General features: G+C 49.9%; 14 protein-coding genes, 1 riboswitch and 1 other annotated feature. Of the genes, 1 reads left to right on the top strand and 13 read right to left on the bottom strand.

What is annotated here, in order from left to right; all coding sequences use genetic code 11:
• Window positions 1–37 precede the first annotated feature (37 nt).
• A complete protein-coding gene (locus PXY01_RS07270; RefSeq protein ID WP_127568757.1) occupies window positions 38–1537 on the bottom strand; it encodes an IMP dehydrogenase in 1500 nt (499 codons plus the stop codon).
• A 129-nt stretch (window positions 1538–1666) separates the two neighbouring features.
• Window positions 1667–2251, bottom strand: a complete 585-nt coding sequence (locus PXY01_RS07265) for an SLOG family protein (protein WP_127568755.1) — start codon at window positions 2249–2251, stop codon at window positions 1667–1669.
• A 243-nt stretch (window positions 2252–2494) separates the two neighbouring features.
• Between PXY01_RS07265 and trhO the strand changes: the two genes are divergently transcribed.
• A complete protein-coding gene (trhO, locus tag PXY01_RS07260) occupies window positions 2495–3391 on the top strand; it encodes an oxygen-dependent tRNA uridine(34) hydroxylase TrhO (RefSeq protein WP_127568753.1) in 897 nt (298 codons plus the stop codon).
• A 69-nt stretch (window positions 3392–3460) separates the two neighbouring features.
• Here trhO and PXY01_RS22295 read toward each other — a convergent pair whose 3' ends face one another.
• The 11 genes from PXY01_RS22295 to PXY01_RS07215 all read right to left on the bottom strand — a co-directional run bounded on the left by PXY01_RS22295 (window position 3461) and on the right by PXY01_RS07215 (window position 21014).
• Window positions 3461–3607, bottom strand: a complete 147-nt coding sequence (locus PXY01_RS22295; protein ID WP_164744325.1) for a hypothetical protein — start codon at window positions 3605–3607, stop codon at window positions 3461–3463.
• An 80-nt stretch (window positions 3608–3687) separates the two neighbouring features.
• Window positions 3688–4917, bottom strand: a complete 1230-nt coding sequence (gene niaP, locus PXY01_RS07255) for an MFS transporter (protein WP_127568751.1) — start codon at window positions 4915–4917, stop codon at window positions 3688–3690.
• A gap of 57 nt (window positions 4918–4974) precedes the next feature.
• Window positions 4975–5583: a beta-class carbonic anhydrase gene (locus PXY01_RS07250; protein WP_127568749.1), complete on the bottom strand. Its 609-nt coding sequence runs from the start codon at window positions 5581–5583 to the stop codon at window positions 4975–4977.
• A 99-nt stretch (window positions 5584–5682) separates the two neighbouring features.
• Window positions 5683–5828: riboswitch (cyclic di-AMP (ydaO/yuaA leader) on the bottom strand.
• A gap of 19 nt (window positions 5829–5847) precedes the next feature.
• Window positions 5848–6426, bottom strand: coding sequence for a hypothetical protein (locus tag PXY01_RS07245; RefSeq protein WP_127568747.1), 579 nt, complete (start codon window positions 6424–6426; stop codon window positions 5848–5850).
• Window positions 6427–6527: 101 nt separating this feature from the next.
• Window positions 6528–7718, bottom strand: coding sequence for an aminotransferase class I/II-fold pyridoxal phosphate-dependent enzyme (locus PXY01_RS07240; RefSeq protein ID WP_127568745.1), 1191 nt, complete (start codon window positions 7716–7718; stop codon window positions 6528–6530).
• 47 nt (window positions 7719–7765) lie between these two features.
• Window positions 7766–8008, bottom strand: a binding site (T-box leader).
• Between the two features lie 262 nt (window positions 8009–8270).
• Complete coding sequence (locus PXY01_RS22290) at window positions 8271–8420, bottom strand: hypothetical protein (RefSeq protein WP_164744324.1); 150 nt, start codon at window positions 8418–8420, stop codon at window positions 8271–8273.
• Between the two features lie 149 nt (window positions 8421–8569).
• Entirely contained in the window at window positions 8570–10300 is a 1731-nt protein-coding gene (locus tag PXY01_RS07235; protein WP_127568743.1) for a stalk domain-containing protein, read from the bottom strand.
• 80 nt (window positions 10301–10380) lie between these two features.
• Complete coding sequence (locus tag PXY01_RS07230) at window positions 10381–11571, bottom strand: cation:proton antiporter (RefSeq protein ID WP_127568741.1); 1191 nt, start codon at window positions 11569–11571, stop codon at window positions 10381–10383.
• A gap of 493 nt (window positions 11572–12064) precedes the next feature.
• Entirely contained in the window at window positions 12065–13780 is a 1716-nt protein-coding gene (locus PXY01_RS07225) for an Ig-like domain-containing protein (protein ID WP_127568739.1), read from the bottom strand.
• Window positions 13741–15948, bottom strand: a complete 2208-nt coding sequence (locus PXY01_RS07220) for an MACPF domain-containing protein (protein ID WP_127568737.1) — start codon at window positions 15946–15948, stop codon at window positions 13741–13743. The genes PXY01_RS07225 and PXY01_RS07220 overlap by 40 nt, the downstream gene beginning before the upstream one ends.
• Window positions 15949–16043: 95 nt before the next feature.
• Window positions 16044–21014: a hypothetical protein gene (locus PXY01_RS07215; RefSeq protein WP_127568735.1), complete on the bottom strand. Its 4971-nt coding sequence runs from the start codon at window positions 21012–21014 to the stop codon at window positions 16044–16046.
• Between the last annotated feature and the right edge of the window lie 404 nt (window positions 21015–21418).

Raw genomic sequence — 21418 nt, 5'->3', positions numbered from 1 at the left:
ACTGGCAGCCTTTGTAACAGAAAAGTTAAAACTTCAGTTATTCACCAGACAACGTGCTGTCCTTCAGCATGACGTCATGTGCTCCACCTTCAACCAGGCTTGTTGCGGAGACGAGCGTAATGCGCGCTGTACGCTGAAGCTGTTCGATCGTCAGCGCTCCGCAGTTGCACATGGTCGATTTGATTTTGCTGATCGTCTTATCCAGGTTCTCCTTGAGCGAACCCGCATAAGGAACGTACGAATCGACGCCTTCCTCGAATACAAGCCCTTGCTTGCCGCCTGTATCATAACGCTGCCAGTTGCGCGCACGGTTCGAGCCTTCGCCCCAGAACTCCTTCACGAAGTTGTTGCCGACCTTCAGCTTCTTCGTTGGACTCTCGTCGAACCGCGCGAAATAACGGCCCATCATGACGAAATCAGCCCCCATTGCAAGTGCCAGCGTAATATGGTAGTCGTGCACGATGCCGCCATCAGAGCAAATCGGAACATAGATACCTGTTTCTTCATAATATTGCTGACGCGCCTCCGCCACTTCGATAACGGCCGACGCTTGTCCCCGCCCGATCCCCTTCTGTTCGCGCGTAATACAGATCGAACCGCCGCCGATGCCAACCTTAACAAAGTCCGCGCCAGCTTCGACAAGATACAGGAAGCCCTCACGGTCAACGACATTACCGGCTCCAATTTTGACGTCAAAGTTTTGTTTTACCCATTTGACCGTATCATATTGATATTCTGTATACCCATCCGATGAGTCGATGACGAGAATGTCAACGCCTGCTTCAACCAATGCCGGAACACGCTCTTGAAAATCTCTCGTATTAATGCCCGCGCCGACGATATACCGCTTATTGCTGTCGAGCAGTCCGAGCGGATTTTCCTTATCGGCATCATAGTCTTTACGGAATACGAGATGCTGCAGATGCTGCTTCTCATCAACGATTGGCAGACAATTCAGCTTGTTGTCCCAGATTAGATTGTTCGCTTCCGGCAAAGTGATGCCCGCTTGTCCATAAATCAGCTGCGAGAATGGCGTCATAAACTCGCGGATCGGCTTATCGAGCGAATCACGGCTGAGGCGGTAATCTCGACTCGTAACGATGCCGAGCAGCTTGCCGCTCGATGTGCCGTCTTCCGTAATCGCGACGGTCGAGTGTCCATTCTCCTCCCTCAAGCGAAGTACATCGCGCAGCGTCTGCTCCGGCTTCAAATTCGATCGACTGACAACGAAGCCTGCTTTGTATTCCTTAACCTTGCGTACCATCGCCGCTTGCTCCTCAATCGTTTGGGAGCCAAAAATAAAAGAAATACCGCCGCATCGAGCCAGTGCCGTCGCCATGTTATGGTCAGAGACAGACTGCATGACTGCAGATGAGAACGGTATATTAAGCGTAATATCCGGCTGCTCGCCTTTCTTATACTTTGTAATTGGGGTCTTTAAAGATACGTTACCCGGGGTACATTCCTTTGTCGTCAGGTTCGGAATTAGAAGAAATTCGCTGAACGTACGAGACGGTTCTAGATAATAGTGTGCCAATGTTCTCCACTCCTCTTCGAATAATATTTGCTTGGAATCTCGAATAATAATTTCAAATAAGATAACAGATTGTCCATTCACCTGTCAATTTGAAATTACGGCGGCGACAACTTTAGTACAGCCGCATCGTTATCCGTCTAACGAATGTTCCACGTAATGCTCATCATAGTCTCTCAACTCTTCGTCTGCGATCGCCTGGACATCTTCCGCAGTTAATGTCATGAATAGGTAACCGTCCTCCTCATGCCGTCTAAGCGCCCGTTCCTTCATAAACTTCGGGCTGGCTTCGCCTGCATCCTCATCATAGAATAGCAGAATGCCATCGGTCCGGCGCAGCAGCAGCTCGTCCCTTGCCGTTAACTGCCATACGCCCTGATAGGGCTGCTTGCTAACGATGCCATAATAATCGATTTGGGCCACAATACTGCGATAATAGTTTTGTTTCTCTTCCTTCCATTTCTCTTCCGGGTTCATATAAGCCGTTATGATCGATAGCTTTAACTGAGGATAGTGCTGTTTCAGCTCGATGACAGCCTCGCATGCCCATAGGTCAACTCCGTATTGGCCAGGTGTTACGATCCACTCTAATCCTTCTTCAAGTAACGGAATAAGTCTCGAAGCGATCGCCTTTCGGATATACGGGATTCCTTTATGCTTCTGATCGTATATGCCGAGCTCATGAGCCCGGTAGCCGGTTACAAGTAAGCTTTTCATTCGATACTCCTTGCCTTCCATACTCGTCCTTTATCTTCTGTAGTATGAGCGACCATACGAAGATTAGCAATGCTTACAGTGTATATATGTCGTTGGCGCTAACTGCTGTCATATGATTCATATTGACTTTGCGGATGCAATCTTCTATGATTGACTATCAGATTTAATAACGTTGAATTATTGCGGTAGAGGGATAAGCAGGCTCTCTACCGCTTCCATATAGGTAGAAAGGAACGATAGATCATGACAAGCCGACTTCCCTTTCAAGTTCTTCTCTATTATAAATTTGTGCCTATTCCCGATCCGGAGCAATTTACGGCGGAGCATCTCACATTTTGCAAAGAGCTTGGACTTAAAGGCCGCATTCTGATTGCATCCGAAGGCATTAACGGCACGGTATCCGGTACGATCGAGCAGACCGAGGCTTATATGCGTCATATGCACTCGAACCCTCTGTTCGCCGATATGGTGTTCAAGATCGATGAGGCAGAAGACCATACATTCCGCAAAATGTTCGTTCGTCACAAGAAGGAGCTCGTCACCCTTCGTTATGAGAAGGAGCTCGACCCGAACAAGGTAAGCGGCAAACGTCTATCTCCGGTCGAATTCCACGAAATGCTGCAGCGTGACGATGTCATTATTCTCGACGGACGCAGCGACTATGAGTTCGACCTGGGACATTTCCGCGGCGCGATTCGTCCAAACCTCGCTACATTCAAGGAATTTCCGGAATGGATTCGCAACAATATGAACGAAGAATACCGCGACCGGCCGATTCTGACCTATTGTACAGGCGGCATCCGTTGTGAGAAGCTGACGGGCGTGCTCATTAACGAAGGATTTCCGAACGTCTACCAGCTCGATGGAGGTATCGTGACGTACGGCAAAGATCCTGTCGTGAAAGGCCATCTGTGGGACGGCAAATGCTACGTATTCGATGAACGGATCTCCGTGCCGATCAATCGGACAGACGAGCAGGTCGTTGTCGGCAAATGCTACCATTGCGGCGGCCCGGCAGAAACGTACATTAACTGCGCCGATGACACGTGTCATCGCCAGCATCTCGTATGCGAAGCGTGCGACGATATTCATCACGGTTACTGCTCGGCCGAATGTGAAGAGCATATAACGGCTGGTTAAACGATTAAAGGACATGCAGGCTTCAATGAAGCCTACATGTCCTTTTTGACAACCAATTCATATAAGCAGTCAGCCCGTAGAAGGCTTGTTCGGTAACTGCCCCTTCTGATTCCGATGAACTTCTGTCGTCGCGGCCAAATTATCTTCAGCCTGCTGACTGCTGACCTGTAATGCGTGCTGCTTGCCTTCCAGCGTACGGTTTTTGCTGCGGCCCATCGCCACACCTCCCGATCGTTTAGTTCAAATAAGTGAAAGTCCGGCGATTATATCGTGCCCGCTGACGCCTCATTTTATCGCTAATCGAGCTCAAGCCCTTTCGTTTCTTTGCCGAGCATCAGCACTGCCGCAGCGCCGACTAGTATCGTGATGAAGAAAATCGCAAAAATCGCACTTATAGCCGTATTATTCGCCACGAGCCAGCCAGCCAGGTATGGACCGATAATGCCGCCAACACGACCGAACGAGGCTGCCATGCCCACGCCCGTTGAACGGATCGCCGTTGGATACAGCTCCGGCGTGTACGCATACATCGCCCCCCACGCACCGAGATTAAAGAACGATAATCCGATCCCAGAGCCGATTAGCATAGCTGTCGTTTCAGCGCTGCCGAACAGAATCGCACATACGGCCGTGAGCAGCAAATAGAGGATCAGCACGAACTTCCGACCTGCTCGCTCGATCAGATAGGCAGCCGTGAAGTAACCAGGCAGTTGGGCTATCGTCATAATGAGAACATACTGGAAGCTTTTTACCAGATCAAAGCCTTTGAGCACCATCACCGTCGGGAGCCACAAAAACATGCCGTAATAGGACAGCACAACCGTAAACCATAGCACCCACAGCATCAATGTCGATCTTCGGTGCTCTGCTTGCCAGATCGAGAGAAGCCGCTTGCCGTACGACATCGCGACGTCACGCTTCTCCGTGAACCGCTTCGGATCACGAATCGCCCTGCGAAGATATATGGCATACACCGCTGGAATGATGCCGATCGCGAAGCCGATTCGCCAGCCATATTCAGGTATGACGAAATATGCGATAATCGCCGATACGATCCACCCGCCTGCCCAGAAGCTTTCAAGCAGCACAACGGCGCGGCCTCGGTCAGCAGGCGCGACCGACTCGGATACGAGCGTCGAAGCAACGGGCAGCTCGCCGCCGAGTCCGAAGCCAGCTAAGAAGCGCAGCGCGAGCAGAACGACGAAGCTGCCCGCAAGGGCGGACAATCCGGTTGCGAACGAGAAAATAAGGAGCGTCCACAGCAGAATAGCCCGCCGTCCGTAACGATCCGCCAGTACACCAGCAGCGGCGGCGCCGGCTGCCATGCCGATGGAATTCGTCGCCGTCAACAATCCGATCTGCTGCGCACTGAGCTCCCACTCGACTTTAAGTGCCGCAACGATGAACGACAGCATGCCGACATCCATCGCATCGAACAGCCAGCTGATGCCGGCGCTTAACAATAATTTACGTTGTGTGCCGTCCCGGAACGAGCCGGAACTCTTCAAGAGTGAAAGGTTGTTCATACGGGATAGTTTCCCCATTTCCCGCTGAACCATGAATCAATTCGTCAAATCCAATCGTTAATCGTATGGAACAACAGGAAGCCTTCTTACCTGTTCCTGCTTAAGATCGCGGGCCTTATACCCGTCATGAATTAGCTCCAGCTGACCCGTCGTCGGATCCATGATCAACCCATGTACAGGAATATACGCCGGTACAAGCGGATGCTTACGAATCATGTTGACGCTGTGCATTACGCCTTCCTCCGCTGACTCGAAGCCTTTGAGAAAACGGTTCATCTTAATCCCAGAATTTTCAAGCGTCATAAGTACCTCTTCCGAAATTCCGTTCTCGAGAAACTTCTTAATCATCGCATCCGCATCCAAGTTCGTCATGCCGCAGCCGTGATGACCGATAACCAGCACCTCTTGCACATCCATATCATGAATAGCGATCAGCAAGCTTCTCATGGCGCTGCCGAAAGGCTGTGTCAGCACCGCGCCTGCATTTTTAATAATTTTCGCATCCCCGTTTCGAAGATTGAGCGCCTTAGGCAGCAGCTCGACGAGCCGCGTATCCATACAGGTCAGAATGGCAAGCTTCTTATCGGGATATTTATCGGTTACGTAAGATTGATACTTCTTGTTTCGCACGAACTGCTCATTGAAGGCTAACATTTCGCTAATCATTCGGCTTCACTCTCCCTTAGTTGATGAATCGGAGGGGTCCGAAAGAACGCAAAAAAGACCCTATAAGCATAGGGTCTTAGGATGCTAAATCGTTACAATGCAAGACCCATCCATCGCTGACGAGGTTAGCTGACGGGCTCGGGTAAGATGGTCCCCTACACAGACAAGATGTCCGTCGATTCGCCCCAAAATGACTGGTTCCCCCGCTTATCAGCATGCGGCCGACAATTAAGCGTAATAACATTGTACGTTACAACCATTCCATTAGTCAAAATATTGTATTCTTCTTCGGACTTGAGGTGCTTTTCGACCTCCGCTGTCATACACATCCCAACGATGTGCGAAGGCAGCGAGCCTCGGGTGAAGTTCCCTAGCAGACGGTTCAGAGGCTAGCAACAGCCGAATACGGATAATCCAGGATTCGAATGAGTCGAAGCTTGCGATCAGATTCGCCATGCTCGGTGTTAAGTAAAGAAACAACGGTGAGCCATACGTTTCGATAAGATGGCGGAATGCACTGTCGATCGGCGTATATTTTTTTCGTTTCCCTTCAAGTCCATCGATTCGAATATTCGTGCGCACCTGTGAACGGCGCCAGTCATGCAGCTTATCCATTCTTTTATAGTAGGGACTAATCGGCTGCTTCATCATCCGTTTCGCAGTTGCCTCATGAAGCGGGTACAGCACCAATGTACGGAACGATAGGTTTGCTGCCGCCTCAGCGGCTATTTCAAGCTCCGCATCACTCGTCTCTTCGAACCAATCATAATAGACGAGCGTTCCATTGCGCGGCTCTGCAGCCGGCTCGTACCCGAACGGAACACGATCCTGCTTCCGATTCAACGCGATTCCTCCTGTCGTCACCTGCCATACTGCCGTACTAATCAGCGTGACCATAGAATGTTTCGCTTATTGTCACACCGAACGTCCAGCATCATACAGCTTTACAGTGTATGCACAAAACGTTCGATTCGTATGAGAGCTTCCTCAATCTGCTCGACGGAGGTTGCATAAGAGCAGCGAATATATCCTTCACCGCCACGACCGAACACACTCCCAGGCACAGTAACGACTTTACCTTCTTTGAGCAGCCGCTCTGCGAATTGCTCCGATGTTAGTCCGGTATGCTTAATAGAAGGAAACGCATAGAACGAGCCGTAAGGCACATGGCACGGCAGTCCGATGCGCCGGAACCCTTCTACGATAAGTCTACGCCGCATATCGTAGCTGTCGATCATCGCTCGCATGTCCTTCATCCCGATGCGCAGCGATTCTAACGCCGCAATCTGACCAAGTATCGGTGCACACATAATCGTGTACTGATGGATTTTGTACATCGCCTCAATTACTGGCTTCGGTCCGCAAGCATAGCCGACGCGCCACCCAGTCATTGCGAACGCCTTGGAGAAGCCGTTCACGAGCAGCGTACGCTCCTTCATGCCTGGAAGCGAGGCGAAGCTGACATGCTTGCTGTCATATGTAAGCTCTGCATAAATTTCATCCGAAATGACGACAAGATTATGCTCTTCCACTATTCGTGCAATCGGTAGCCAATCCTCATACGTCATCGTCGCTCCCGTAGGATTGTTCGGATACGATACGATCAACACCTTCGATCGGGGCGTAATAGCACGCTGCAGCGCTTCGGCCGTCAGCTTGAACCCGTTGCTTGCTTCAGTCTCTACTTCAATCGGCTTGCCATAACCAATTGCTGCAATGGGCGAATATGATATATAGCAAGGGACAGGAACTAGAATCTCATCTTCTGCCGTAATAAGCGCTCGCAGCGCCAAATCAATTGCCTCGCTGCTGCCGACCGTAACAAGCACTTCGTCATCCGGATCATAGCCCACCCCCCAGCTTTGCTGGACGTAATCCGCGATTGCTTGGCGCAGCTCCGGCATACCAGCATTCGAGGTATAAGACGTACGTCCTTCTTCTAGCGCAGCAATAGCAGCGTCGCGCACTGGCTTAGGCGTAACGAAATCCGGCTCCCCAATGCCGAGTGAAATCATATCCGACTGACCGGCAGCTAGTTCAAAAAATTTGCGAATGCCCGATGGCTTCATATCCCGTACAAGCGGCGCCAGCAGCTCCTCTATAGAATTGGACTTCGTAACTGTTGAACTGATCATGATCCTTTCCCCCTTCGACATTAGAAAAAAATAAAGACTCGTCCCATAGAAGGGACGAGTCTACACCCGTGTTACCACCCTAGTTCCGCTGTCTTCGAGGGCAGCGGCACTCTGTTCACGTATCTATCAATACGCGTTCCTTATAACGCTGGAATAGCGGCAAGGCCTACTCGAATTCAGCCCGCTTCTCAGAGATGGCTTTCGGCTATCATCTGAACGTCGGTTTTCAGCTGCCCCGACTCTCTGATGGATCAGACGGATAACGTACTCTTTCTCGTCATAGAATTTAAAGCTCCGATATAAATGATACTCGTTATTATACACACCAAGCTTCAAATTGCAAATTAAATTTTTTAAACTTTTGCATCATCGGATTTGTTCGGACTCCCCCCGCTATATCCATATAGCTTATTAACAGCTCGACCAATCCACTGTTGTCTGTCTCCAAAAAGTTAACGCCGCCGCTAGATTCAGCAACGAATCAAAGCGGAATAAGGACCACGCCATTCTCTAATAACATAGGCGCTGGCACACCTTTATTAAGGTCATTAATCAATGCTTTCCTGAGCCTACCGCCAACACAATACTTCTTTGCTCATCCGTACCTGTAACTTGCCTGCTGCGTTTATTCCAGCTCGTCTTCCAGCCCATTCGCGTCGAATACGGGACGAAATGAGACATAAACGATGCCATCGCAACCAACGGGCTTTGGTGCTCCTTCAAAATCTTAACGATGTCCGTCCGATTATTAATCCCATTAATCTTCTACTGCTGATCAGTGCACTCGCCCCAGGCCATGTTGTTAACATCGTTAAATAGATGTTTGTCTTAGTAAGCAGGCATTAGTCCTGCTATTTCGTACTGATTTCTACGGTGCGGCTGCTCGCATTCCAGACTGCTTTAATGCCTAGCAGATCAGCAAAATCTTTCACTGGCACGTACAGGCTGCCGTTCAGTATAACAGGAGGGTATGACAGCTCTAGTTGTCCTTCTTCTACCAATGCGTATGTCTTACCTTCGGCAATCGTAAATTTTCGTTCCTTATACGTCACGGTTGCCTGTTTCGACTCCTTGTCATATACAATCGTCGCACCTACTGCCTCTGTCAACGATCGGAAAGGTACAAACATACGATTGGCGCTAGACATCATACTAGGCTCGAAAGCTCGCTCCACACCATCAATCGTTAGCTTCGCCTGTGCCTTCGTGAATGAATTCGCAACAGAGGCTTCATTGCTAATCGGCTTACTCAGTTCAGTTGGCAGGGAGAAGCCGTACAGCTTTCCTTCCGCCTGAACGAGCAGCATGCTGCCTGCCGTCTGGAACGGACCATAATTACGTGCCCCGATCTCGTAACGGAATAACGCTTTACCGTTTGTTACATTCAGCGCATATATCGTCCCATCCGTTTGACCCACATACATGCCGGAATCGATAATATCGAGTCTGCTAATTGGATTGTTAACACCTTCGTAGTTTACCTGCTTCGTATCGAAAATTTTACGTGCATGAAGACCTAATTTGTCCGAATCCGCAAAGAAAAGCTTTCCGTCATATGGACCGGCCAGCCAACTGCCGTTGTCCGACAGCAGCGCCGGCTTCGCAATCGCAGGATCAGCATTTAAACTGTAACGGTACACACCGATTCCATTCAATCCGATGTACAAATTATCTCCGTCAATGGCAATCTTATCGAACAACACGGATGAAGTGTGATTGCTCTGCAGAGCAGGATACGACAAGGTTCGAACAATTTCACCTGTTGCCTGGGAGGCGACATCGATTTTGACCGAGCTTCCTCCGTCGGGATCCGGCCATTGATCCTGAAAATAAAGCTCGCCGCCTTGAGCATCCAGCAACTCCGAGTGACTGCCCTGAAGACGCCATTTTTGTTTACCCGTCGAAGGGTCGATGGCGTATGTTGTGCCTACCATAATCGCTCCGGATTCAACAGAGTAGAACAGCAGCGCGTCTCCGATCCGTTCCGGTGCACTCGGCAATTCCAACTCGTCATTACGCCAATTAATCTTTCCGTCAGTAAGACGAATCGAAACCATTGTCCCAGTACTAACAGCGTATAAAGCATTATCTTGTGTCGACAGCGAAATATCGCTAATCGTTTTCGATTTCTTTCCTGCCGCATCGGTTAATTGGTAGAATAGCTCTCCTTTTCCGGACTTCAATTGAACCCGATAGATTGCCCCTCCTTCGTCATAAACATAAGTATAATTTCCGGAGGATAAAATCGTATTCGGCTGCAACTTCTTGCCATACGTCCAAAGTGTTTTGCCGGAGACTGCATTTCTTGCATGCAACACGCCTTGCTTAACATAAAGTATCGTGCTACCCGCAGCTGTAACGTCCGGATAATCATATACATCCGCATTCGGCTGTCCGATATCCGCTGTCCATATCGGCTTGGCGATCGGAACCTTGTTCCATGTACTAAAGTCCGTCCAGCTTGAATAACTTGCGTTCGACCCTGACTTGCCCTCAGCAGCCGCTAATGGTGCCGCCATCAAGGCGGCTGCAAGTCCTGCACTCATAAGGACGAGCGTCGTTCGACGCCACTTTCTATTCATCCGCAATTCCTCTTTTCGTCTAGTTTAGTTGTCTCGCTTACATGTACCTAATTGGACGATTGAAATGGAAAAAGGTTGCTTTAATTCTGACGCTTTCCGACCATTTCCTTCATCCGATCGTTCGATTCATCTAACCCCCTTCTTGGAAATAGTGCTTTTAGAAGTGGAGGCGTGACAAGTGTCGTTACGATGACCAGCAAGACAACCGATGTAAAATATTGCGTCTTAAGCAGCTGAGATTCTAAGCCAGAAGCCGCGATAATGAGTGCGACTTCACCGCGGGATACCATACCGGCGCCTATTGCAGCAGCGGATCTTGTACCGAATCCAGTCATTCGAGCGCCTAGCGCACCCCCCAGAAGCTTCGTAGCTATGGCAATAATGGTAAGCAGAAGCAGAAAACCAAGCTCTCCGCCTATACCATCAAACTGAATGCTTAACCCAATACTAACGAAAAAAACCGGCACGAACAGCGTATAGGCAATCGGCTCCACCTTTCGTTCCACCTCATGCTTATAGCTCGTCTGGGAAATGGCAATCCCCGCAGCGAAGGCACCGATAATACCTGCTACCCCCATTTTCTCGGCAAAATAAACATAGAAGCATAATAGAATTAGTGCAGTGCTCATGACAGGCTCTGTTACACGAATAGTAGACAGTTTCTTCATGATGAATGGGACGACAACAACGCTAACTACGAGAATTGCAACAAAAAACAGTGCTTTCTTGGCGAAGATGATACCGAGCGCGCTCCCCTCTGACGTTCCGAGCATACTCATCATCACAGCAAGCATCAGGACGACAATAACATCATCGACGACAGCCGCGCCAAGAATCGTCGACCCTTCCCTCGTATCAAGCGCATCCATCTCCTTCAACGTTTGTACAGAGATGCTAACCGATGTTGCACAAAGTAACAGTCCGATGAACAGTGATTGCGAGTGGGACAGTCCTAATGCCAGTGAAGCACTGTAACCACCAATGAAGGGAAGGATGATACCGCCAATAGCAACGGCGCAAGAGGCTTTCCAGTTGCGCTTCAGCTGATCCAAATCAGTCTCTAAACCCGCAATAAACATAAGAAGCAGCACACCTAGCTCCGCGAAATTGTCAATAAACGAGCTTGGAAGAATCCAATTGAGCACTGCCGGACCAATTATAATGCCCGCAATCAGCTTCCCAAGCACAGAAGGCTGGCCCAGTCTAACGGACAAGTCGCCAGCCAGCTTCGTAGCAGCAATGATGATCGCTAATGAAAAAATAAATTCCATTTCCATTCCCCCATTCCCGTAGTAGAACGCCATGAATTTGTGTTGTTAAAGCTCACCTGGGGCTTGACTCTGGCTGTTACGACACATTTATATGCCGTTAGAGTCCGCCCAAGGGCCTCGCTCTGGCTCTTACGACACATTTATGTGCCGTTAAAGCCCGCCTAGGGGCTTCACTCTGGCTCTAACGACACGTTTATGTGCCGTTAGAGACCGCCCAGGGGCTTCACTCTGGCTCTAACAACACATTTATGTGTCGTTAGAGACCGCCCAGGGGCTTCACTCTGGCTGTTACGACACATTTATGTGTCGTTAGAGTCCCATGGCGAGCCCCGAAAACAACACAAAAAGAGCCTGTAAGATACAGGCTCTCCCGATAAAGACAGAGGAGTCCCGTAAATGACAGGCTCCTCCGCTTCTACCGTATGAACTTTTGCTAAATCTAATTATACCTGAATTGGATAGTTAACCGCAATCATTATTCACGTTTGCAGCATTATACAGCGGTTAATTGGAACACCGCTTGCTGCGCTCCTCCAGCGACGGATGCTGTTACATTGAATGTTCCCGTTGCGTAATATGCCCATGCCCCGCTGCTCGACATTGCATTCAAGACAGCGATGCCTTGCGCATCTGACAGGACGGTAACCGGCGAGGCGCCGCTAGGATGGAGCTGTACTGCCATGCTTGACGGATGATTACCGGGCGAGAAATTAACAAGCGCATTCGGTATCGGAACGCCGTGCGCATCGACGACCTGTACTTTCAGCGGTGCGAACTTCGCTACGCCGGAAGGAATTCCTCGCTCAGGCGAACGGCCCACCGTCTGCTTGTTGCCTTCAACAATGTTGACTTTCGCACCAGGCAATATCGGTGGCGCTTTCTGGGGATCGACGGTCAAATGAAATACTGCGGAAGCACCGTCTCCTGTACTGGCCGTTACTGTGAGCACCCCATCGTTGTAATAGGCGACCACGCTGTTTCCTCCCATTTGATTCAATACAGCCGTACCAGTATTATCGGTGACAGCAACCGCATCACTCGCTCCGATTGGCTGCAATTGTACAGCCATCGTCGGACTACCTACACCAACAAATCGAACAGGTATCCCGGCAAGCGGCGAACCGAATGCATCCGTTACAGTGACGGCAAGCGGAGCAAACCTCGCTGTGCCGCCCGGGATATCGAGCCCTTGCCGAGTGACATGCTGCTGATCGCCACTCTTGATCGTAACATGTGGGGCAAGTAGAAAGCGTCCCAGAATAACACGATCATATGGTGTATAGTTGGCTCCCAATTGAATGAGACCGGAAGCCGGAAAAATTAAATTCTCGGCTGTAAACAAATTAACAAGCGATATATCGGCGCCGCCCAGCTCATCCGATATCCGCTTATCGAGCATAATGCTCAAATCCGATCCGTCCGGCACCGGCTCATTCACTTGAATCGTCAAATTATCGCGAAGCGGTCCTGTCGTCGCAATGAACAGCTGTAGCAAACGTCTTCCGCTGTTCGTCGCAAGACTTGCAATCCGGAACGAACGCGGCGTCAAATCCGGCAGCTGGTTCACGACCGACGAACTGATGCCTTGTATCATATAACGGACTTTATTTGTCGCAAAATACAGCCTCAGCTGCACTTGCAGCGTATCGGCATGATCCATGTCGGCAAACAGCGGCGATTCGAAGCTGCCTGCCGGAAAATCAAGCACCGATGCATAAGCTGCCGACGTACCGATTACGCTTCCTTCAACAACTGACAGCGGCACGATCGCCGAGAATGATGTATTACTATTTTCGACCGTATGCCACTTCAAGGCTGGGGAAGCAAAGTCTGCGTCGCGAGAAGGGTCAAAGCTGGCGTCCACTGAAGTGCTTGCCGTATGGACAAGACCGCTCGCCTTGAAATCGATTCGCATCAGCTGTTTTGCATTCGGAACGATAGATAACTGCGGACTACTCAGCACAATCTCGACACGGGTATAACAAGCGAGTATTCCATCTGACGAAGGATCAGGGAAAGTCTCGCAATATCGAAGCTGCAGCTCCTTCCAAGGTCCAGAAGGCAGCTTCCGGTATACCATGCCGAATATTTCGTTGACGGCGGACTCGGTCATATTGAAGACGATATCCCAGCCGTTCAGCACGCTTCCCTGCTGACGCATCTGCTCGATCAGATTGTCGACCGTTGCAGCCGATGCCACATTAGCCATGGCCTCTGTTCCCCCTTTGTTCTTTCAGTCAAGATGGTATCAATCATTCGATTAATGAAATTCAGATAACCATTCAATCTTCCATGCGGAAAATTGGACGACGATCCGGACGCAAGGATTGCCGATACTTCCTCCGCTATCCATTCCATCGTTTCATTTACAAAACGGCGGGGAGCAGGCTCCGTATCCCAATCCGTACCCGTAGCTGCTGATTCATTAAGCTCCAGCTCCTTCAGCTCATCGTACAATTTCAAGAGCTGACCCCCATAAACAGCCTGTTGTTCAGCCGTATCGTATGCACCTTCCTTAACCCGACAACGAAGCTCATTCCACTGTGTACGCAAGCTCATCACTCGGATTACACCGTCTTCAGACAACCGGCTTACGGCCTCTGGTACTTTGTTCTGCTCCGTAAGGCTAAGCTCGATATGCTGCATCAATAAAGCTGCCGTCTCCCTTAATCGAACAATTTGGGGAATAGTCACCTCCTCTGGAAGCAGATGCTCAATCCAACGGGCATAAGCAACCACCTCACGCCAAGCGGAAGCTGACGGTATTAGCATCGCGTCCGCCAGCGACAACCGAAGCTCAGGGAGAAGAGCTTCCCAGTCCGGCGACTCCCCCTCAAGCAGTTGCTGATCAAGCGCTACTCGGGATCGGCCTATATGTGAATCATGCTCTCCTTCAGTGAAGCAGAAGCCGTCTGACACCGCATATCGCTCTGTACCGGACTCGTTCATAAGGATGAAGGCACCGGTCATTGTCTCACAACGTATCTTTGTTCGTTTCATAGCTTCATCCGGCACTTGAACGACTGCCATCCGTTGGCTGTCCGAGTCACCCCTTATACAACGGCTGATCAGCATGACATCGTTGTACGGAAGACGAATTTCTCGAATGCCTTCCTCACTGCCTCGAACATCCAAAAGACGGCTGACCCTCATGAATGAGCGATCCACGGGTTTCTCAGCATTAGCCTCTTCGAGTTTTAATTGATCGCGATATTCGGAAGTGTAACGCGCCCGCCCTATTACTGCTGCTTGCTCGGAAGCAGGTAACCCGCCCACCGGCTCGAAGCACTGATCTATTGCAGCGATACCGTCAAGCTTAAGTCTGATGGCATGAGAATATCGGTACACCAAAGCTCCCTTCAATACCCGCTGCCAATTGAACGCCCGGAATAGCTCAATAAACCGGTTGATCGGCGTCAGCTCAATTCCGATCGGTACTGATTGAGAGAGAGGCTCCAGCCACGAAGAAGGGAGCCTGTCTGCATCCATATAGGCGGTGAACAAGCTGTCCCTGGCTGCATGGATGCGATCGATCCATCTCCCTTCCTGAATCGATGATTCGAGCTGCGCATCACCGCTAAAGCTTACGATAGGACCGCTTGCTAAGACGAATTCTGGACGTGTGTAATAGCTGTAGCTTAAGCTGATCGGTTCGTTAAGAACTCCATTCTCACAATCCTTCTCATAAGCATTACGGACGATTCGATAGTGATCCTCCTCGTAAGCAAACACTTGGAACAACACATCTCCCCATGTCACGGCAGAGACGAAATGGGTACCGAATCGGTAAAAGAAATCGAGGTACTCTTCGGCTTGCTTCGCAGTAATCCGGGCATCATGACGTTCTCCGTCCTGAAGCCGTTCGCCTGGCCGGAGCCGAATCGTCGCTTTTCTTCCTTCCTCCGTCAAATGCAGCGCTTTATCGAATGTAACCTCGCCACTAGGGCGAATGACCGCATGTGAGGCACGTCCGTCGATACGGCGAAGCTTAACCAGCATATAACGGCGTCCTTCTCTTAGCTCAACACCCAGATACCTTCCAAGCTGGTTCAAGACATCTTCGCGGTCCGCGTGTCCAAGAATGAGCGGCCCAGACGGCATCTCAAAGCAATTTTCTTCGCCTTTAAATGGGTGTACGGTATACTCGAACAAGTTGCTCAAGAGACTCTCTTCATTGTCGTGCAGCGTAATTTCAGGAGATCCGAAAGTTGACCGAGCTTCAGCCGCGTTCGAATACTCGATCGGGAATGTCGTGAGCGGTTCCACAGGAGGCGAATAATATGGCGTGCTTGCCGGTTCCGAGCGGTCCCATAACGGCTTGAATCCATAAAGCAGATTGACCGCAGCCCCAATCCGGACTCCTTCCAATTGTGTCAAACGGCTTCCCCCTTCTCTTTCGTTTATAGAGTCGAAGACCGAATAAGCGAATAAGAGTGCCCGCACGTAGCGGACACTCTCCCCCTCATACCTGATTACTGCTCGTCATCCGTAAATTGCTTGAAATGTCCGAGAATGACGAGATCGCCAGGTACATATGCGCTGTCCATTTCGATGAAATTTTCAGCAGGGAACAGCAAATTTTCCAATGCGAAGATCGATACAGCCTGGAACTTGATGCCGGCCATCTGATTTTTGATCGCACCTGGAATATCTTTGCGCATACCGTCCTTCACGCGAATCTGCAGCGTATTGTCGTTACATTCGCACGGACCTGTCGGCTTGAGAGACGAGTTGTCGATGTCGACGCTAGGCGGCTCAGAATCGATCTGGATCGTCTGCAGCTTGCCGCTGCCCCCTACCTTGATTGGGTAATAACCCGTCATCGTGAAAGTGACGTTCACGCTGTGATCGTTCCATGAGCCCCAATAACCGCCGTATTGGGTATAGTGATAGTTACGATGCTGGAAGTCGATTTTCAGTTGTTTGCTATAGTTAAGAGAAATGCCGTTCATTTTGTTCGGACTGAACGTCAAGCCTGTTATGTCCCAATTGATGTTGTTGTTTGAAGGGTTCATCCGATAGGATTTGGAATCGTCGCCGAAATCGACCGTGCCGACGACCGTACCGCCGGTTGCGGTCGCGCTCCATGCTTTGAAATCCTGCTTCGGATCCACTGCTGCGACGGTTATGTTCGTTGATCCCTTATTGAAGCTTTGAACAAATATATCACGGAACATAATTCTCGTATTAACCATGAGCGAGCAATCATACGCTTCCGGAATCGGCTCGTTCACGTTAATGGTTAGATTATCCTGCTGCGTACCGTTCGTCGTAATAAATACTTGCAGTACATTGCGCTTCGAGTTCGTCGTCAGAACGTTAAGCTTGAAGCTAGTCGGTGTTAGCGACGGAAGTGTCGTAATATTATTCAAGTCGAGCGTATTGATCTGGTACAAAATCTCCGTCGTCTGGAAGTAGTTCGACAGCTGCTGATTCAGCATCGCGTTGTTCGTATTAACCTTCAGCTGCTGAGCGGTAAAGCTGCCTTTGCGGAAATCAAGCACGATAGTATAAGTCTTATCGTTATTTTTGGAGCTTTGTACGAGACCGCTGACGAAAGAAAGCGCTACGGACCCTTGAATATACGGCTTGTTCGACACATCAATTGGCTGCTGCGATTTCCAATGAATTTCTGGGTCATCCAAATTGCAGTCCTTCACAGGGTCGAAGCTTTCGTCAACAACCTTGGAGCCCGACTGAGTATAACCGGACAGCACGTTCTGGAACACCGTCACGTAATCATGGTTATTCGTCTCGAATTGCAGCAGCGGCGTATCGAGCGTGACGCTCACCTTCGTATAGGCTGCGATCCAGCCGTCGTCAACCGGATTCGGAAACTTCTGACAGAAGCCTACTACGATCGGCGGCATACCTTCCGTACCGTGTTTGGCATCATACTGCGCTTTTAAGAATTTGTTAACCGGCTCCTCTCGAAGATTGAAGACGACGTCCCATCCTTTGAGAACCGCTTGGTTCTGATACATGTTATCGAGCAAATTCTCAAGCGTAGCACCACCGCCTGAGCCCGGAGCATCGGCAAGCAGCATCGGCTTCTTCTGATCCGTTAACAAAGCGGTAATATGGAAAGTCAGCGTGATATCAACCGTTGGTCCATCGAAGCAAAGACCCGCATTCGTCGGTGAATCCGGAAGGCTGATATTCCAGGTCGAGAACGGGGTGACATGTGTAATGCCCCGGTCGAACGCGCCCGTCTGATCGCCGAACAGTGCCTTGCCGTCTCTAATCCTGTAATCATAAGGTCCCATATAGCGGCGGACCGTCTGGAATGAGATCATTCGTCCGTGCTGGTCCCGATCCTCGAACGGATCGCCTTGGTAGTCGAGCTCGATCAAATATTCGCCCGTATCTGAGCTCGCGATCCCTTCAATATTCGCGACAACCTTATCGATACGAACCATTGAATATTTACGGAACTCCGATGCACTAGGCTGGATGATGAAAGAATAAATGCTTCCATTCGTGAGCAAGCTGACCGGTACGCTTTTGATCCGGTATACGATAGGCTCGCTAACCGGTTTCGGCGTCGGATTCAGCAAATTCAGTGCATTAATAATATTTTGCTGCTGAGCTGCCATGACTTGCTTCACACTTGCCAGATCGAAGCGCGAAATATTGGCAGGCTCGCCGAGATATTCATACTGTACGGCGGCATCCTGCATGATGAGCGTCCGGGCAAGCATCGCCATGACTTGCTTCATCTGGAACTGTACCTGTCCGGTTAAGCCGACCAGATCGATTGAGCTAATCTCAGGCGTCTGAATGTCGTTCAGATGCAGCGAGCGCGAGATCTCACTCAGCCGGTCCGCCTGCTTCTGGTTCATGACCTGCAGCCGTTGATTGTAGAAAATATCGGTATTGAGCTGATTCACCTTGCTACTCGCATCCAGCCATGCTTGACCGCGCAGTACCAGAATTTTGAATGCAGCAACGAGGTCTGCCTTCGCCTTCTGCGGCCCCGGATCTGACGGCACAGTAGCTAAGGATGCTTCGAAATTGATGCTGAGCTCCTGCCATTCGCGCGATGAAGGCATTTGAAGCTCACTGCCTAGCATCGACAGTGCATTCGATACGCCTTTGAATAGATAAATGTTCTTCTCGATATCCTGCTCCAGCTTCATGAGCGCATTAATGACGTTCAGCACTTTCTGTATTTTCTGCGCCGTTTCCCCGAGCTTCAGAACTTCTTTGATTTCACTGGCTGGAATCATGAATGACGTACCTAGCTTGAACAGATCGGTAGCAATATCGACACAAAATTTAATGACCTGCTCAACTTCCCAGGCAACCATCGCTTTCTTGAAGTCCGAGACTTTATCCTTCACCACATCTTGTTGTTCCGCCAGCAGATTGCCCAGCTTCTTCAGATCGGTAATGCCCTTATCCAGCTCTTTCTTCTTCTGTTCAATCACAAGCTGATACTGATTAGCCATATCAGACTGATAACGTGCGACGCTACCGACATAGTCAGTCAAGACACTGCCTGTTTTCTTCAAATTTTCATTCAATTGCTGCGCCGTCTTAATCGTCAAATCGGCCTGCTTCTGGAACATAAGCTTGATCTGATAATCTCGTTGAGTGTCCGACAGCTCGTTCGCTACGTCTATCATGCTGCGAACGTAATTTTGATACGATTCGTATGTCAAATATGGAACCGTTACGCTTGGTCCATCCAGCTGAGTCGACACCTTGCCCAGATACGAAGCTTGCGTGCGCAGGGCGATCAGCTCGACATTGTCGGTCTCAACCGAAATCAAGCTCTCCAGCCAGGTCAAGTAAGAGCGGGTAAACTGCCGCAGCGACTGTGCGTTCGCGCCGCGTCCATACAGATGGGACTCCGCGGCAACGAGCGAGAAGTGGATATTCGCGGACGCTTCTGCCAAAATATCATCAGCCGGAGGCTTCCGGTAATCGGCTGCGATTTTCACAGCAAGCCTGCCGCTATCCAAGCCCGTTTCATCATCGGCGAACGCCAGGCCATCAAGGACAGCTGCTCGACCGCTGCCATCTGCCGCTTCAAAGGTTAAGGCGCCCGTCATATTGCCAATGACAAATTGCAGCGAAGTGAACGCTTTCGGCGTCAGCCGCAAAATTGGCGCAGGCGTCAAGGATGACGTATCCACCGCGTAGCTAATAATTCTCACTTGTTGGCCCGGAATCGACACCGGATTCGTGCCCGCTCTTCCGATGTTCAGCAATTGGCTGAACAACCGGAACGATTCAACCGCTTCCGTATTGACTAGATTCACTTGGCTTAGGTCGACATAATCTTGATACAGATCAATTGTTGGCGTTGCGATCACAGACAGCCAATCGCCGGACGCATCCGGGAACAGGCTGCCCTTAGGCGTCGTTTCAGAAGGGAACGACAGTTGTACAGTAGATCCGTATTTGTGCTGGAGGGCGCCGCTTGTTATCCGATCCCAGAATGCTGCCCAGTCTGTTACTGTCGCTAGCGACGCAAGCGGAAGCAGTGAAATGCTGGTCACGGTCTGCTTTTTGAACGGCTTTAGGAAGCCTACGCCGTTCTTCGCATAATCGTAGGCCATGAATATACTGCTGCCAGCGTTATGCTTCTCATCGTTCCACGCTCCACTCTTTATCGATGCTGCAAGCGCCGCATCCTGACTGAAGCTTACAATAGAACCATATTGAGCGATGAAGCCATACTTTTGACCCGAAACTTCGTTCACAGGCGTCGTATAGTATTGATAATTCAGAGCATTCAAGTCGGTAACCTCGCCATTGCTGTCCGCATCCTGCTTGAATGCAGCTTGCAGCTGTCCGAATTCGGCCTTATCCAGCGCGAATACTTGAAAGATGACATCGCCAATCGATACGGACGATACGAAGTGAGTTCCGTAATCATAACCGAAAGCAAGTGTTGATTGCGCTTGCTCCAGCGTGAAGACAGGGAGCGTCGACAGCTTCTCCGCTTCTTGTCCATAGGCAGCCTTTGCTTCCGGCGTCCAATAGTCGTCACGGTGAACGGCGCCGAAATTCGTAGTAAACTCGTGATCGACTTGACCGTCATGACGTTCGATCCGCACAAGCATGTACGATTGACCTTTGGTTAGATCGAGACCAACATATGCGCCAACTTGCTTCAGGATCGAGGCTTCATCCTTCTCTCCAAGCACAAGCGATCCAGAGGGGACTTTGAACGAAGCATCATCGCTCCGGTAAGGCAGCACTTGATAGTCATATAATTTACTAATTAGGCTGGCGTTGTCCTCGTGTAAGCTTATGATCGGATATCCCCATGTCCCGGTATTATCCGGCAATGGAACATCAACTGTCTGTAACGCTTGCTTCTGCGAAGCATAATAAGGCCTTGCGTGCTCGTCATTCCTGTCCCAAATCGCTGCGAAGCCGCTAATCAGGTTAGCCGTTTCGCCGAGACGAATTGCTGCTTGAATCGTCATTCACCTTCTCCTCTCGTCATTACGAATCATTAGCTGCCGCACGAATACAGCATGAATTAGAACGATACGTGTGCTATCGTTCTCGTGCGTGCTTCGTTCTTCATTTTCAATCTCGTTAGGAACGGTCTTGCTGTAAGTGGATCTTGCAGAAGTGACTTTTACTGATGTCGAATACGGGGGTATTATGCCGAAACTATGGGAGAGAAGATAGAATGACTGTCTACCTATTTCGACCGGTCATATCGCCCTTTATAGGGTCGTATTGCCGCTCTTGTAACAGCCTATTCATAGGAATATCATATCATGCATTTAGTAAATTTTCTATAATAAACATTTTATGGATTGTTTTTTTCGACAAAATTCGTCTTTTATGAGGGGGGTTACTTTGAGTTCGGTAGGAAGGG

The sequence above is a fragment of the Paenibacillus xylaniclasticus genome (assembly GCF_004001065.1).
In the GTDB taxonomy this organism is placed as follows: domain Bacteria; phylum Bacillota; class Bacilli; order Paenibacillales; family Paenibacillaceae; genus Paenibacillus_T; species Paenibacillus_T xylaniclasticus.
Note: the sequence above shows the minus strand (reverse complement) of the source record. Positions and strands in the feature narration are given on the sequence as shown.